Here is a 14,632-nt window from a genome sequence, read left to right as displayed (position 1 = left end):
CATGACGGCAAGACAGGCCACCGACGACACAGAGCTGCTCGACGCGCTGCGTCGCCGCGAGCACTGGGCGTTCACCAGGCTGGTGGACCAGCACACCGGCCCGATGTTACGAATCGCGCAATCATATGTTCCCAGTCGCGAGGTCGCCGAAGACGTCGTTCAAGAGACATGGATTGCCGTGCTCAAAGGGATTGACCGCTTCGAGGGTCGATCGGCGTTGCGGACCTGGCTGTATTCCATTTTGGTCAATCTCGCCAAACGACGCGGCGTGGCGGAAAGCCGCGAAAGCGAGAAGTCGGAGCGAGCACACACGGTTGACCCGACGCGCTTTGAAGGCCCGGAGGATGCGACTCCGGGGCACTGGAAAGAGCATCCATCGCCGTTTCCCCTCACGCCTGAGGGTTCGTTACTCGGCGGCGAGTTGCTGCAGGTGGTCAATGAGGGACTCAGTGAACTCCCGCAGCGGCAAAAGCTGGTAGTCGCACTACGCGATGTGCTGGGCTTCGACTCCGATGAGGTCTGTCAACTCCTGGACATCAGCCTTGCCAATCAGCGCGTGCTGCTGCATCGTGGGCGGGCGGTCGTTCGGCAGCGCCTCGAGGACTATCTTGTAGGACAACCATGACGCGCGAGCCTATGAACTGCAATGAGCTAGTGGAGCTTGTCTCTGAATACCTCGACGACGGGCTCGACGCTCGACGCCGCGCCCGCTTTGATGCGCACCTGGGTGACTGCGAGGGTTGTCGACATTATCTTGAGCAATTTCGGGCGACGGTGGGCGCGCTAGGCCGCATCACCGAGGAGGAACTGGACCCAGACTTCCGCGCTAGGCTTCTGGCGGCAATGCGCGGACTGCGCGACTGAATGATTTCTCGCCCAGCACACCCGAACACACGCTGAGATACGTGAGTCTGCTTGATCTTCCAACTTGGCTGGCACGGCTTCGCGGTAGAGCTCGCCTCACGGCGGCCAAGAGCGGGGAAAGGGCACGCCCACCGGCAACATCTCGACCGGGGTGTATTCGGCGGCGGCGTACAGGAGACCGTTGCGGCAGACGATGGCAGAGCTTGCCAGCATGGCCTCGATCAGCTCGGCTGCGAAAGCTTCCGGCGTGGTCCGCAAGAGGCGCGCCGCATCAACCAGCCACAACCGTTTATGCAGATAAGACTCGACCGCGTTGACCGCGATCCCGTCGTGAATCATCAACGCGAACGCGAAGATTCGGCGAGCACCGTACCACACCGCGTTTTCGGGATCGTCGATGAGGCGCTGGGCTCGGCGGCGCGCTGCGGCTAGGGCGGCGCTCGTGTCGGACGGAATCGGCCCGTGCGCTGGCAGCAGCACCCGCGGACGCAGATCAGTCATGCGATGCAGTGAGGTGAGAGCGGTTTCGGCTGCATCGGGTCCGTCCAACGCCAGATTGACCCAGCCAACGTCGTAATCAGAGAGCGCGTCACCGGTTACCAGGAGCCGCTCGTCGGGCTGCCACAGACACAGGTGCCCCGGCGTATGCCCAGGCGTGCGGATGACTTGCCAGTCGCAGTCGCCAAGCCTGAGGATTGCGTTGTCCTCCAAGGACATGTCGACGACGTAGGGGCTGACCGGCTGGTCGAGGTATTCCGCCTGGCAGCATCCCGGGTCGCGTCGGGCGAGCGCATCAGCGTCGGGAGTGCTGGCGGCGATCGCCGCTCCCATCGCCTGAAGGAGCGCGTTCGCACCGACATGATCTGAATGCCAGTGGGTGTTGACGACCCATCGAATGCGCCGACTGTGCGCACTGGCCCAGGCGACCGTCTGCTTGGCGTGGCCGATAAAGCCACTGTCGACCAGCGCCGGCTCACGACCGGCGATCAACAGCAGGTTGGTGTCGGGGAACGGCCGGCGTTGCCAAATCGTCCAGGGTGGCAGCGTCGACTCAGCGGCGCGACTTACCATGACGGGGGACGGCCTTTGAGTTGCTGCCAGTAGCGCCGATGCGCCCGACGGGCCGGCGCGGCGGTCATGTAGTCGGGAAGGTCTTCATCGAGTGAATCAGCGAGTTCGGTGATGTCACGCAGCGCAGCGGCCTGACAGGCCCGCTTGGTGAAGGCGTACTGCTCGAGACAGTCCTCGGGAGTCCGTTCAGCCACTTCGACGGCGCGATCAAGCAGCGCGTGGGCCGGCACCAACTCATCAACCATCCCCAGCGCGTAAGCTTCTGCAGGAGAGAAGGTTTCGCCAAGCAGGCTGGTACGTGACGCCACTGGCTCGCCCCACGCGTGAGTAAGCATTCGGACGTATACTGCCGGCATGGGGATTCCGATCGGCACCTCGTTGAGACCGAATCGTGCACCCTCGCTGATGGCGACCCGGTAATCGCAGACGGCCGCCGTGATCAAGCCGCCCGCGAAGGCGTGCCCGTTGAGCGCCGCCACCACCGGGCGTGGATAGGTAAACACGCGCATGTTCGTGGCTCGATATTGCTCGAACCACGACGCGACGGGCGCGCGATCACCTGCGAACAGCGGGAAGTGCTCCCCCAAATCCAGACCTGCGGAGAACCGCGTACCGCTTCCGGTAAGCACCACCGGCGAGCTAGCGTGGTCGCGTTCCAGAGTGTCGAAGGCCTCGTGTAGGTCGGCGAAGAACGCGCGGTTCTGCGCGTTGACGAGATTGGTTGTCATCGTCACTACCGCGACGCGATCTCTGCGCCGGATATCCCAACTCATCCTGTTTCCTTGCGGTCATTCGGAATTTCACTGCTAACACCATGTCACGGCCGCGGTTGCCCGAGCGCGGCTCTTGCGGGTGTGTGGGCGCGATAGATCTGCCTTTATCCCGCGTAACGCCGTGCCGGTTCCGCACATCAGCGGCGCTGCAGCACGATGCGCCCGCCGTCTTTCGGTGTGTACGCGACGCCGCGCGAGTGCATTTTCTCGCCTGGGTCGGTCGTCGCGTCGAGAATGAAGTGGCGCAACACCGTTCGCAACACGACATCCATCTCGAAGTTGGCGAATGTTGCGCCGACGCAGCGTCGGGTTCCACCACCAAACGGCAACCAGGCAAAGTTCAAAGGACGATCGCCGATGAAACGGTCGGGGTCGAATCGGTCAGGCTCACAGAAAGCACGGGTGTTCCCATGCAGCGAGGCGATACTGATCAGGATCGAATAATCTTGCGGCACGCGCCATTGGCCAAGTTCGAACATCGCAGTCACCACACGCCGACCCGCCATATCGATGACCGTGCGCGCACGCTGGACCTCACAAATTGTTGCCTGCCGCAGCTGATTGCCCTCGCCGGCGGCTTCGGCAGCCAGTGCTGTGGCGATTGCCGGGTGTCGACGCAGCCGCTCAAAGGCCCAGGCCAGCGTCGAAGCCGTTGTCTCATGGCCCGCGCCCACTAACGTGAGCAACTCGTCGCAGATCTCCGCGTCAGACATCGCTGAGCCGTCGTCGCAGCGGCTGCGCAACAGCAATGCAAGGATGTCGCTGCGTTCGCCGAGATCTGTTGCAGCTCTGGCTTTCTCAATCAATCGATAGATGATTTCGTCAAGCTGGCGCCGTGCTAGCGCCAGGCGCCCCCACGGGCCGTAGCGGGCTAAACCGCTCGACGGCCGCGGCAATAGCACCAGCCGGGAGGCCAGCGTGACCCATCCAGGAACGAGCCGCCGCAGTTCTTCGAATTCGGTGCCTTGGGCTCCGAATACGGCGCGCAAAATCACGTTCAGGGTGAGCCGGTTCATCGGCTCCAGTGTTCGGAACTCCTGTCCGATCGGCCAGCGCGACGCTTCTCGCAGCGTCTCTTCCTCGATGATCCGCTGGTAGCTTTTGATGCTCCTGCCGTGAAACGGTGGTGTCAGGAGTTTGCGGCGGTCGCGGTGCTGCTGGCGGTCAAGGGCGAACACCGATCCCGGCCCTAGCACTCGACTCAGGTTCGGCTGAATATTAACGAGATCGTCGGTGCTCGCCGCGAACACCTGTTTGGCGAGCAGGGGGTCGGCTACCACAACGGTGTTGCCAAACACGGGAATATCAAGAGTAAAAACGTTGCCGCAGCGGCGCACCCCCTGGCGGAGCGTCCAAGGACGCGATATCGAAAAGCCAATTCCCGCTAACGATTTGGGCCATGGCAGGGCGGGCGGCAACTTCGCCGTGGACGTAGTGTGCCGAACCGGTGCGACTGGCACCACGTCGCGCATACTCGCCGTCCCATCCGTGGTACACCGTAGTACCACCCTGATCGAGATCGTACCGGCGGGTACATTACGGTGCAAGACCGGGTGTCGGGCGTTGGACTTGACGTCAGCTGCGCGTGGCCGCCGAACGCACGGTCAACAACTGCAGTGCGGTCGCGGCCGCACCGGCACAACCGCTACTCAGCAGCCGCACGGCGATCGCCGGCTCTCGTTCCTCCCGACCATAACTGGCTCCTGTAAGCGCGACACTGACAACGGATTTGGTTTCTCAGAGTCTCTACTGGTGGGACAGAGGGTCCCGGGTTGCCAGATTCGCTTCTGCTAGCGCCCGGCGTAAAGCCTGCAGTAGGGGTCTGTCATCGTTGCGGCGCCAGGCGAGGACGAGCTGACTCGGGCTCAGTCCGGTGACGGGGCGGATGATGACGCCGTCGCGGTCGATCAGTGGGACATTGCCAGCGGCAAGTAGGCACACGCCCAGCCCAGCGTTGAGTGCTTCGACGGTTTCGTCAGTGCTGGCGGCTTCGGCGCCGATGCGCACGGGACGCCCGTCACGGGCCTCGAGAGCCAGCCAGTAATCGCGCAATACTCCACTTGAGGGCGGCAGGGCGATGAAGGGCTCGTCGAGCAGGTCGGTGAAGGCAATGGTGTCGCGGTCGGCGAGGCGGTGCTTGGGGGGCAGGGCGACCATGCGGGCTTCGGTGGCCACCTGCAGCCACTGATAGGACTCCGGCCGGGGTAGAGGGAGCCAGACGAAGGCGGCGTCGGTGCGCTGATGGCCCGAAGTCATTAGACCGCCGGTGGGGTCGCCCCAAGGGATTTGGCGCATCCGTACTTGGGCATGGGGGGCGTGGTTGGCTAGGCGAGCCCGAATAGCGGGCAGCAGGCCGCGCCCCACGCTGGTCGAAAATCCGACGACCAGGGTGGCGTCCTGGTTGACCGCGGCGGCGCCCACGGCCTGTTCGGCATCCGCCCAGACAGCCAGCATGTGTTGGGCATGGGGCAGCAGCGCGGCACCGGCGGCGGTCAGTTCGACTGTGCGCTTGGTGCGTACGAAAAGCGGTGCGCGCAGCTGGGTTTCGAGGGTACGGATTTGTTTCGACAGGGCGGGCTGGCTGATGAACAACGCCTCGGCAGCACGGGTGAAGTGCAACAGCTCCGCGACAGTGACGAAGTAACGCAAGTCCCGCACGTGCACGTCCATATCCGATGGTTATCACAGAAGATATTGGACGGCTACCCGCTCACACGCCGATGGTAGATCCCAGGGTTGAGACGCCGAAGGTTAAAGGAGTTGATGATGATGACTGCACCAGTCGCGCAGCGAGTGTGGTTTATTACCGGTGCCACCAGCGGCTTTGGCCGGCAGCTGGCGTCGGCAGCCGTCGCCGCCGGTGATGTGGTGATCGCCGCGGGCCGCCACGTAGACCGCCTCGATGATCTTGTCGCCGCCCATCCGGATCAGGTCGAGCCGCTGCGAGTGGATGTCGCTGACACTGCGGCGGCGGTGGCGGCGCTCAATGACGCCGTTGCCCGATACGGGCGCCTTGATGTGTTGGTGAACAATGCCGGGCGTACCCAAGTGGGAGCGCTGGAAGAGACCACCGATGCCGAGCTGCGGGAGTTGTTCGAGCTGCACTTCTTCGCTCCGGCCGCGCTGACCAGGGCGGCGTTACCGCACATGCGCGCCCGCGGCGGCGGCGCCGTGGTGCAAATGTCGTCGGTCGGGGGCCAGGTGCCCGGCCCCGGATTCGGCGCTTACTGCGCCACCAAGTTCGCTTTGGAAGGACTGACGGAAACGTTGGCCCTAGAAGTCGACTTTGGAGTGCGGTTCCTGATCGTCGAGCCAGGGGCGTTTCGCACCAATCTGTTCGGCGCGAACGCGGCTTATCTGTCCCAGCCGATCACCGAATACGCCGCTACCGTTGGACCCACCCGCGACTACGTCACCACCGGCGGCGGCACGCAACCAGGTGATCCGGCCAAGGCCGCCGCTGCTATCGTGGCCGCCCTCGACGCCGAACGCACCCCCCTGCGGCTGCCCTTGGGTTCTGATGCCGTCGACAGCATCCTGGAGCACCTGCACGCGGTCGAAGCTGAACTGCGGCAGTGGGAACAGGCAGCCCGCCACACTACCTTCGACGACTGAAGGGACGATGATGAACGAGCTTGCAAGTGCAGCGGAACGCAGGCCGTGCGGCGATGTTGAGGCTCTCACAACAATCCGCGACGTGCTGCACCGATTTCTGCTCTGCATCGATACCCGCGACTACGTGGGCGCGGTCCGTCAACTCGATGAGCGGGTGCACTTTGACTACAGGGCACTAAATGGCGAGGTCTTGCCCGCGAATCCCACCGCGCTGATCGAGCGTGTCCGCAGCGACCATCGCCTGATCGACGGCATCGAGCATGTCGTGACGAACCACGTCATCGACATCGACGGTGACCGCGCCACCTGTTGGGTCAACTTTGCTGCAATGCACTGCCGCAGCGACGGCGAGCACACCCGCAAGTGGGCACTGGGCGGTCGTTACCGCTATCAGTTCGCGCGCAGGGAGCAGGGGTGGAAGTTGTCGGGCTGCGTCATCACCCCGATCTGGGAGACGGGGGACCGCTCCGGGCTCACCGAGTCCTCACCGGAGCACACTGATGGCTGATCACCGCGTCGCCGTGGTCACGGGCGCAAATCGAGGCATCGGCCTACAACTGGCTAGCGAACTGGCGCGCCGCGGTTGCACCGTAGTCCTTGGCGCTCGTGACACCGCCAAAGGCAAGGACGCCGCACGGCGCTTGGCAGGTCCGCCCGGACGTGTGCTGGTGTGTGCGCTCGATGTCGCCGACGACGCCAGTGTCCGGCGAGCCGCCGAACACCTGCGTGCCGAGGTCGGTCACATCGACGTGCTGATCAACAACGCCGGTGTCGACTACGACGACGACAATCACGCGGTTGACGTGGACATGGCACGCGCGCACCGCGACATCGAAGTGAACTTGTTCGGCGCCTGGCGCATCACCCAAGCGCTGGCGCCGTTGCTGCGCCGCGGCGCGAAAGTAGTCAATGTATCCAGCGGCGCTGGCTCGTTCACCGAAACGGCCGGCAGCGGCGCCACACCGATCTACAGCGTTACCAAAGCCGCATTAAACATGTTGACCGTCAAACTCGCCGCCGACCTGCGCAATCGCAACGTGCTTGTCAACGCCGTCTGCCCCGGATGGGTGGCCACAGACATGGGCGGTGGCGGCGGACGGTCCATACAGGATGGCGCCGCCAGTGTCATGTGGGCGGTGGACTTGCCCGACGACGGCCCCTCGGGCGGATTCTTCCGCGACGCAGCACCGATCCCCTGGTGACACACCGCACGACATACCGCGCGACGCGCAGACACGCGGCGACAAGCACTCTTCGACCGACGAGAGGAAGACCGATGAGCGCTCAAAATGACCGATACCCCACCGACCCCAACACTTTTCAACCTGATCCACAACCCTATTGAGGCATCGAGGCCGAAATGACGCCCCGTCCGATCAGTGACCTCGCCCATTACCGGGCAGCGGGAAAGCTGGACGGCAAAGTGGCGCTGATCACCGGCGGCGACAGCGGCATCGGTCGCGCGGTCGCGATCGCCTACGCCAAAGAGGGCGCCGACGTGGCGATCGCCTACAACATCGCCGACGAAGACGCCGCAACGACCAAGACGTTGATCGAGCAGGAGGGTCGCCGTTGCGTTGCACTCAAGGTCGACCTGGCCACACGCCACGGTTGTCGACACGCCGTAGATGAGACAACCGATGCTCTGGGAGGCCTCAACATACTCGTCAACAACGCCGCCTACGGGCGCGAGCGGCAACGATTCGAAGACATTGACGAGGCACAACTGAGGCGCGTTTTTGACGTCAACATCCTGGCGTGTTTCCACTTGGCGCAGGCCGCGCTCGCTCACATGACGGTGGGCGACGCGATCATCTCGACGTCCAGCGTCGGCGGTGTCTACGGCGCCGCCAACTTCGTCGACTACGCAGCAACTAAGGGAGCAATCGATGCCTTCACGAAAGCCCTTGCGCTCAACCTGGGGCCCCGCGGCATCAGAGTCAACGCCGTTGCCCCTGGCGCCATCTGGACACCGTTCCAGGTGGCGCTGAACACTCCGCAAACGGCTCAAGCATTCCCGCACGCCGCACCAAAAATGTCCGCTACCGGCCGAATCGGACAACCCGAAGAACTCGCCGCCGCATATGTGTACCTAGCCTCTCCTGATGCCAGCTTCACCAGCGGGATCGTGGTCGAAGTCCACGGCGGCTGGATCGGCTGGGGATGACTCACCACCCCACCGCAATCTCAAAGCACCAGACATGACATTGCGAGAAGATTTGATGATTCCCGTTTACCTTCGCCGCAGGCGGCGGGCTTGGGTCGGCTGGAATCAACATCTGTCAACGGCAACCGAAAGCTGAACAGCCGACAGCAAGGTGCCGCGTCATGGTATTCAGTCGCCGTCTACACCCGTGACGAGTTCATCGGCGCGAGGTCGCGCCGATCACGCTGGTACGCCGACTCGTCTACCCGCGTCCGGTGATGGCGTGCGAATCCATCCGCGCAAGATGCTCCACCCCGAACCGGGTGCGTGGCCAGCGTCGGTACTGGGGCGTTCAGATGGTGCCGCCGTATGGGTCGGTGCGGTCTTGATCCGCTTTTCCTGCTCGTCAGACGGGACCGCGCGCTGACCCCTGTGCGCGGCCAACCCCTAGGAGGGCGCCGTCCGGCACCGTGTTTTCCGTACTTTCGGACAGGGTGGCCTTCACCCGATCGATCACCGCGCTACCCAACTCTTTCGGAATGGCGGCACAGCGCCGCGCCCTGACACGCTGGGTACATGAGGGCCGTGGCACACGCTGACGGAACTGCACCACAGAAACGGGGTGGCTCGTCCATGAACACCCTGCCGGCGCTCGTCGGCGATCAACGGGGCGTGCCCCGCAACCAACGATGAGGGCAGCAGATGATTGAGCGTTTCTTCGAGACCCTGACGGCCGACAATTGCGCGCTGCTCCTGATCGACCACCAAGTCGGCACAATGAATTTCGGTTTGACCGATGTCGAAGCGCTACAACTGAAGAATCAGACGCTGTGGTTGGCGGAATCGGCGGCCGCATTTCGGCTACCGGTCATCTTGACGACCAGCAACCCAGACGGAGCTAATGGTCCGCTGTTCCCGGAATTGCTTGCCGCCCTGCCAACCGCGCCCGTCATCGACCGGTTGAAAATCAACGCCTGGCAGGATCCCGCTTTTGTCGAGGCTGTACGTATCACCGGCCGAACCAAACTTGTCATGGCCGGTGTGACGGCCGACGTGTGCCTGACATTCCCGGCACTCGGGGCCGTTAGTGACGGCTATGACGTATATGCCGTCATGGATGCCTCGGGCACGCTCAACCACCACGCGCTGTCTGCAGCAATGTTGCGGATGAGTCAAGCCGGAGTGAAGATCGCCAACGCAAACATGGTGATCGCCGAAATTCTGAGCGACTGGGGCGGCGAGTTCGCCGCCCCGCTCGCGGACCTATACGCACGACGGGTACCCAACTTCGGGTTTATCACCCATCAGCTCGCCGCGCGCGACTGAAACCGCCACAGAAATAATCACACTACGAAACGGATGGATGAACATATGTCCTCAGTTATGGACTCCCCTGCGCCCACAACGACACCCAGGCTCTTCGACCTACACATGCTGGACGGTGCGATTTACAGCGGCGGGTGGGTTAAGGGCGATAGCCGGGTCGACGTCGTCGAGCCAGCGACCGGTGCGGTACTTGCCACCGTCGGATTGGGATCGGCCGAAACCGTATCCAAAGCGGCCCGCATGGCCGCCCAAGCGCAACGTGAGTGGGTACGTGTCCCGCCAGAAGAGAAGCGCCGCTTGTTCATTCGCGCCGAACAAGTGATGCGCAGCTTTGCTGAGGAGTACACAGAGTGGGTGGTACGCGAGGTCGGCGCACCACGATCGAAAGCCCGATTCGAGATCGAATTCCTCGCCGACGAGTTCCTTGAGGCCGCGTCGTACCCAACCCAGAGCCACGGTGAGATCCTCGCCGACCGCGACAACCGCCACAGCTACGCGTTGCAGATTCCGTTCGGGGTCACTGCAGGTATCACTCCGTCAAATGTTCCGCTCACCCTGGGCGCCCGCTACGTGGCACCGGCTTTGGCTACCGGCAACGCTGTGCTGCTGAAACCTCATAAGACAGCCATCATGTCCAGCGGGTTCGTCTTCGCACGCGTCCTGGAAGAAGCCGGATTCCCCGAGAATCTCTTCCACTGCATCCCTGCTGAAGGCGCCGACGCCGAAGCGTTCGAAACCGACCCGTTGATCTCGATGGTGCACTTCACCGGCTCCACCGCCACCGGTGAACGAGTCGCCGAAGCGGCCAGCCGAACCCTCAAGCACGTCTCCATCAGCGGCAGCGGCAAGAATCCGTTCGTGGTTCTCGACGATGTCGAGAACTTCGACGAGATGATTTCGGCCGCCTTGTACGCATCGTTTTATTTTTCGGGCCAAGTCTGCATGGCCGCGGGCCGACATCTCGTGCACCGCGCGCTGCATGACCGGTATATCGAAGCACTGGCCGCCGAAGCGACCAAGTTGGTCGTCGACGACCCGTGGGCCAACCCCGAGGCATCGTATGGCCCCATGACGCTGCCCGGCGCGGTCGACCGCATGCAGGAAATCGTCGCCGACGCCGTCAGCAAAGGTGCAACATTGCATTTAGGCGGCTCCAAGCGGGGCCCCTTCTTCCCGCCCACCATTTTGTCCGGGGTGGCGCCGGGAATGCGCGCTTGGGAAGAGGAGATTTTCGGCCCGATTGCCGCTGTCACCGCCTTCGACACCGACGCAGAAGCGATCGATAAGGCCAATGACACCCCATACGGCTTGTCGGCGGCGGTCTACGGATCCCCGCAGCGCGCGAGCCGTGTCGGGCTGGCCATCGAATCAGGCATGGTGCACATCAACGACAAGCCCGTCGACGACGCCGCCTACGTGCCGTTCGGCGGCGTGAAGTTATCCGGAAACGGCGGCCGATACGGCGCGCGGGTCAATTGGGCCGAATACACCCAGACCAAGTGGGTCACGCTGTCACCGAGCGCACGTCACGTCCCGTTCGGCCATTGATCCCGGCGATTACTGCCAGCCGCCCCACGCCGCAACCACACCCCGGCGTGACCGCGAGGACTCAGGAGCCCCGATGACAACGACAGCGTCAGGTCGACCGGTGGATTACCACGACCGCGAAGAGAGTCTCCGCGGTTATTTTGTGCCGGCAGCAGACGAACCGCGCCCCGGCGTATTAGTGGTGCCGGCCTGGTTGGGCATCACCGACTCAATTCGAGACCGCGTGCACAAGCTGGCGGCCTCGGGCTACGCGACGATGGCCGCTGACGTATTCGGTTACCCGATCACCGATCTCGACGCCGGCCCTCGCCCCGTCGTCACACCCTTCCGATCGGACCGCCGATACCTGCGGCGGCGCATCCGGGCAGCGCTTGACGCGTTGTGCGCTCAACCGGAATGTGACGCAAGCAGGGTTGCTGCGATCGGCTACTGCTTCGGCGGCAACGCAGTACTCGAGCTAGCCCGCGACCAGGCACCGGTGCGCGGCGTGGTCAGCTTCCATGGCGAGCTGGACACACCCCTTCCCGCGTTCCCAGGTGATCTGCTCGCCAAAGTCCTCGTCTTAACCGGTGACGACGATCCTGTCGTGCCGTTCGAAAAGGTCTCCGCATTTCGCGATGAGATGCGCACCGCTCAGGCTGACTGGGAAATCGGCATCTATAGCGGCGCCAAACACAGTTTCACCGGCGAAGGATCGCTGGGCGCCGAACGGACCCCCGAAGCCGTTCTCGATCCCCAGGCCGACTCACGCTCCTGGCAACGCATGCTCGACTTCTTCGCGGAAGTCCTCACCGCCCACGAGTTTCAGATCAGCCCCGAAGTGAGTGAATCACCATGACAGAAAGCAATATTCGCGTCCTAGCACTCTCCGGTAGCCTGCGTCGCGCTTCCTACAACACCGCCGCGTTGGTGGCTGCCCAAGAACTGGCTCCGACGCGCATGACAATCGAGATCGAAAGTCTCGCTGCGATGCCGATGTTCGACGAAGACACCGAAAGCGCCGGCTTGTTGCCTGCCGTGACGCGGTTGGCACAACGGGTAGCCGCCGCCGACGCGCTGCTGATCGCCACCCCCGAGTACAACCATTCCTACTCAGCACCTATCAAGAACGCGTTGGACTGGTTGTCACGAACGCCAATCGGCGCCCCTCCCGGGCAGCACGTATTGGCCGGCAAACCGGTCGCTTTAATCGGCGCATCTACCGGCAGATCCGGATCCGGGCGGGCCCAGCTCCATCTGCGACAGGTGTTGTCCTACCTTGACATGCTGCCCGTCAACCAGCCCGAGGTGCTGATCGACAGCGCCAAAAACAAATTCAGCGATGACGGCAGCCTGCATGATGAACCCACTCGTCGGTTCATCACGATGCTGCTGGATCGACTCGCGGCGTGGGTCGACAAACTCGGCGAGCAGGAGCCTGTCATCGACATGAGCAGCGTGGCGGTGCCCACCGCACATATTGCCCGCGCCGGCACAGGCCCTAGCTACACGATGGCCGGTGACAGTTACATCATCAAGGCCGCCGCAAACAACACAGGAGGCGCCTACGCGGCGTTCGAATTCTTTGTGCCACCCGGCGGGGGTCCCCCACCGCATCTGCATGAGCGTGAATATGAAGGCTTTTACATCCTGGAAGGCGAGCTGACCTTCTACGTCGGCGCCAACCGCACCCGCGTAGACGCAACCGCCGGCGACTTCGTCGCCGCCCCCTTGGGCGTCATCCACCAATTCAAGAATGAAACAGCCTATCCTGCACGCACATTCGTAATCGCCGCCCCCGCCGGGGTGGAAAGCTACTTCGCAGCCGCGGGGACACCCATGCCCGACGGCAGCACTCAAACCGTGGCACCCACCGCCGAAGACCTAGCACGCCTCATCGATCTGGCGCCACGTTGGGGCATGCAGATCTTTGCCACACCACCAGAAATTGATCAGCAACGGGCAAGCGCATCGCAGAGCGTGCGATGATGACGCCTATCGAGTCCCAGACTGCGGTACCCACGTGGCAGCTTCCCTTCGCCGGGCGAGTCGCAATCACCCATGCAGCTTATTGCCGTCGGGAGTCTGACGTTGTTGTGATCGAGGTGGAGCAGTGGCTAGAGCCTTGCACCTCTGCTGCCAGTGTCGGCTCGAGTGCATGGCTCGACTTGAAGAGTTGACAGCCGTATTGACAGGTTCGAGACCGTCTGAGAGCACGTCGACGAGGGCCGTGCGCTCCGAGCAGTGTCGGCATTAGCGCTTGACAATTCGCGGCGCCGCCGCCTTATGGCGCAGCGCCAGCAAGGCATTGTCGACCGCGTCTTCAAGCGGAGTGATGTCGTTGTGAACGCGTGCGGACAGCATTCCACCCTGCAACGCTGCGAGTAGCGCAGCAGCAAGGCGGTGCGGGTCGGCGCTTTTGCGAAGCTGACCGCGCTCACGCATCTTCTCCAAGCCCGCCGCCAGAGCCGATTCCCAGCGATCAAATGCGGCGTCAAGGGCTGGCAAATAGGCCTCGTCGTTCTTTAATTCGGCAGCCATGGAGCCTAGCGGGCAGGCGAAAGGTCCACCAGGAACTCGATGTTTGTCAAGGATCTGGTCGGCCCAACGCCTCAGACCTGCCCACGAGTCGACTTTGTTCAAAGCGGGCTGGTTGGCGAGAATGAGTTCGAGCTGGCGGTCGATCACCGCCTGCACCAGTTCCGAGCGATCCGTGAAGTAGTGGTAGAGCTGCGACTTGCCACAGCCCGCGGCGGCCAGTACGTCATCGAGGCTGGCGGCACTTACACCCCGTTGGTACATTATGGTCGCTGCGGCGTCGATAATGGCCGCGCGACTGCGACGCCCACGATCAGTGGCAGGCAGCTGGGCGGTCTTAGCGAGGCTAACGTTCGGCATCAGGACTACCATAATCCCTAATGGCGGGTCGGCGAGTCAGACGCGGCTCACCGCTGCATCCCCGGACCTGACGAGGCTCGGTCCGAAGATCTCATACCGAGCGTCGCCGCGGATGCTCGAAGCGGTCGCATTTCAAAAGTACAGGACTGTTCACTCCCTCGGCAGGGGCGCCGCAGTGTGTGACAGTCATGCTCGTGGAACCGCTGATGGCCGCTGGAATGCCAAGTCACTAATTCGGCTTACCGTGCTCTTGACGCGCGTGGGATCGGGTGGGATTCGGACCCACTAGCTGATGAGTGTGACCCTGACGCAGCAGGGCAGATATTTAGGCTGGCGGGACTACCAGGTTTCGTCGCGAGTTGGCTCGTGATATGTCGGACGGCGCGCCCCGCGCGAGCGTTTCCCCATGCAC

Annotated in this window: 15 protein-coding genes; 10 read left to right on the top strand and 5 right to left on the bottom strand. The window is 63.2% G+C overall.

Annotated features, from left to right (window positions below; translation table 11 throughout):
• Position 1: 1 nt before the first annotated feature.
• Together B4U45_RS22385 and B4U45_RS22380 are read left to right on the top strand one after the other, a co-directional pair.
• Positions 2-625: an RNA polymerase sigma factor gene (locus B4U45_RS22385; RefSeq protein WP_033719511.1), complete on the top strand. Its 624-nt coding sequence runs from the start codon at positions 2-4 to the stop codon at positions 623-625.
• Between the two features lie 29 nt (positions 626-654).
• Positions 655-864: an anti-sigma factor family protein gene (locus B4U45_RS22380; RefSeq protein WP_338396531.1), complete on the top strand. Its 210-nt coding sequence runs from the start codon at positions 655-657 to the stop codon at positions 862-864.
• Between the two features lie 96 nt (positions 865-960).
• On the opposite strand, the gene B4U45_RS22375 is transcribed toward B4U45_RS22380, so the two are convergent.
• The 4 genes from B4U45_RS22375 to B4U45_RS22360 form a co-directional block, all read right to left on the bottom strand.
• Positions 961-1,935: an MBL fold metallo-hydrolase gene (locus B4U45_RS22375; RefSeq protein ID WP_033719512.1), complete on the bottom strand. Its 975-nt coding sequence runs from the start codon at positions 1,933-1,935 to the stop codon at positions 961-963.
• The gene (locus B4U45_RS22370; RefSeq protein WP_033719513.1) at positions 1,929-2,708 is read right to left on the bottom strand and encodes an enoyl-CoA hydratase/isomerase family protein; all 780 of its coding nucleotides are present in this window, start codon (positions 2,706-2,708) and stop codon (positions 1,929-1,931) included. Before B4U45_RS22370 ends, B4U45_RS22375 begins: the two co-directional genes overlap by 7 nt.
• A 137-nt stretch (positions 2,709-2,845) precedes the next feature.
• The gene (locus B4U45_RS22365; RefSeq protein ID WP_033719514.1) at positions 2,846-4,180 is read right to left on the bottom strand and encodes a cytochrome P450; all 1,335 of its coding nucleotides are present in this window, start codon (positions 4,178-4,180) and stop codon (positions 2,846-2,848) included.
• A 274-nt stretch (positions 4,181-4,454) separates the two neighbouring features.
• Positions 4,455-5,378 carry a LysR family transcriptional regulator gene (locus tag B4U45_RS22360; RefSeq protein ID WP_033719515.1) on the bottom strand — a complete coding sequence of 308 codons (924 nt, stop codon included), beginning with the start codon at positions 5,376-5,378 and terminating at the stop codon, positions 4,455-4,457.
• A gap of 99 nt (positions 5,379-5,477) precedes the next feature.
• Here B4U45_RS22360 and B4U45_RS22355 point away from each other — a divergent pair, with 99 nt between their 5' ends.
• From B4U45_RS22355 to B4U45_RS22320, 8 genes are all read left to right on the top strand, one after another.
• Entirely contained in the window at positions 5,478-6,323 is an 846-nt protein-coding gene (locus B4U45_RS22355) for an SDR family NAD(P)-dependent oxidoreductase (protein ID WP_033719535.1), read from the top strand.
• Positions 6,229-6,831: a nuclear transport factor 2 family protein gene (locus B4U45_RS22350; RefSeq protein WP_080691826.1), complete on the top strand. Its 603-nt coding sequence runs from the start codon at positions 6,229-6,231 to the stop codon at positions 6,829-6,831. The genes B4U45_RS22355 and B4U45_RS22350 overlap by 95 nt, the downstream gene beginning before the upstream one ends.
• Positions 6,824-7,525 carry an SDR family NAD(P)-dependent oxidoreductase gene (locus tag B4U45_RS22345; protein WP_033719518.1) on the top strand — a complete coding sequence of 234 codons (702 nt, stop codon included), beginning with the start codon at positions 6,824-6,826 and terminating at the stop codon, positions 7,523-7,525. Before B4U45_RS22350 ends, B4U45_RS22345 begins: the two co-directional genes overlap by 8 nt.
• Before the next feature lie 158 nt (positions 7,526-7,683).
• A complete protein-coding gene (locus B4U45_RS22340) occupies positions 7,684-8,490 on the top strand; it encodes an SDR family oxidoreductase (protein ID WP_095785941.1) in 807 nt (268 codons plus the stop codon).
• 681 nt (positions 8,491-9,171) lie between these two features.
• Positions 9,172-9,795, top strand: a complete 624-nt coding sequence (locus B4U45_RS22335) for an isochorismatase family protein (RefSeq protein WP_033719519.1) — start codon at positions 9,172-9,174, stop codon at positions 9,793-9,795.
• A gap of 45 nt (positions 9,796-9,840) precedes the next feature.
• Entirely contained in the window at positions 9,841-11,343 is a 1,503-nt protein-coding gene (locus B4U45_RS22330; RefSeq protein WP_158006312.1) for an aldehyde dehydrogenase family protein, read from the top strand.
• Positions 11,344-11,443: 100 nt separating this feature from the next.
• Positions 11,444-12,181, top strand: coding sequence for a dienelactone hydrolase family protein (locus tag B4U45_RS22325; protein ID WP_158006313.1), 738 nt, complete (start codon positions 11,444-11,446; stop codon positions 12,179-12,181).
• Positions 12,178-13,311: an NAD(P)H-dependent oxidoreductase gene (locus B4U45_RS22320; protein ID WP_080691724.1), complete on the top strand. Its 1,134-nt coding sequence runs from the start codon at positions 12,178-12,180 to the stop codon at positions 13,309-13,311. The genes B4U45_RS22325 and B4U45_RS22320 overlap by 4 nt, the downstream gene beginning before the upstream one ends.
• A 264-nt stretch (positions 13,312-13,575) precedes the next feature.
• Here B4U45_RS22320 and B4U45_RS22315 read toward each other — a convergent pair whose 3' ends face one another.
• The gene (locus B4U45_RS22315; RefSeq protein WP_071321541.1) at positions 13,576-14,220 is read right to left on the bottom strand and encodes a TetR/AcrR family transcriptional regulator; all 645 of its coding nucleotides are present in this window, start codon (positions 14,218-14,220) and stop codon (positions 13,576-13,578) included.
• Positions 14,221-14,632: the final 412 nt, after the last annotated feature.

The organism is Mycobacterium persicum (assembly GCF_002086915.1).
Lineage (GTDB): Bacteria > Actinomycetota > Actinomycetes > Mycobacteriales > Mycobacteriaceae > Mycobacterium > Mycobacterium persicum.
The sequence above is the reverse complement of the archived record's forward strand: the minus strand, read 5'-3'. Positions and strand labels throughout refer to the sequence as shown.

Coding starts and splice junctions, on each gene's coding strand:
- B4U45_RS22385 (WP_033719511.1), top strand. CDS start 2: ATGACGGCAAGACAGGCCACCGACGACACAGAGCTGCTCGACGCGCTG.
- B4U45_RS22375 (WP_033719512.1), bottom strand. CDS start 1,935: ATGGTAAGTCGCGCCGCTGAGTCGACGCTGCCACCCTGGACGATTTGG.
- B4U45_RS22370 (WP_033719513.1), bottom strand. CDS start 2,708: ATGAGTTGGGATATCCGGCGCAGAGATCGCGTCGCGGTAGTGACGATG.
- B4U45_RS22365 (WP_033719514.1), bottom strand. CDS start 4,180: ATGCGCGACGTGGTGCCAGTCGCACCGGTTCGGCACACTACGTCCACG.
- B4U45_RS22360 (WP_033719515.1), bottom strand. CDS start 5,378: ATGGACGTGCACGTGCGGGACTTGCGTTACTTCGTCACTGTCGCGGAG.
- B4U45_RS22355 (WP_033719535.1), top strand. CDS start 5,478: ATGACTGCACCAGTCGCGCAGCGAGTGTGGTTTATTACCGGTGCCACC.
- B4U45_RS22350 (WP_080691826.1), top strand. CDS start 6,229: ATGCCGTCGACAGCATCCTGGAGCACCTGCACGCGGTCGAAGCTGAAC.
- B4U45_RS22345 (WP_033719518.1), top strand. CDS start 6,824: ATGGCTGATCACCGCGTCGCCGTGGTCACGGGCGCAAATCGAGGCATC.
- B4U45_RS22340 (WP_095785941.1), top strand. CDS start 7,684: ATGACGCCCCGTCCGATCAGTGACCTCGCCCATTACCGGGCAGCGGGA.
- B4U45_RS22335 (WP_033719519.1), top strand. CDS start 9,172: ATGATTGAGCGTTTCTTCGAGACCCTGACGGCCGACAATTGCGCGCTG.
- B4U45_RS22330 (WP_158006312.1), top strand. CDS start 9,841: ATGTCCTCAGTTATGGACTCCCCTGCGCCCACAACGACACCCAGGCTC.
- B4U45_RS22320 (WP_080691724.1), top strand. CDS start 12,178: ATGACAGAAAGCAATATTCGCGTCCTAGCACTCTCCGGTAGCCTGCGT.
- B4U45_RS22315 (WP_071321541.1), bottom strand. CDS start 14,220: ATGCCGAACGTTAGCCTCGCTAAGACCGCCCAGCTGCCTGCCACTGAT.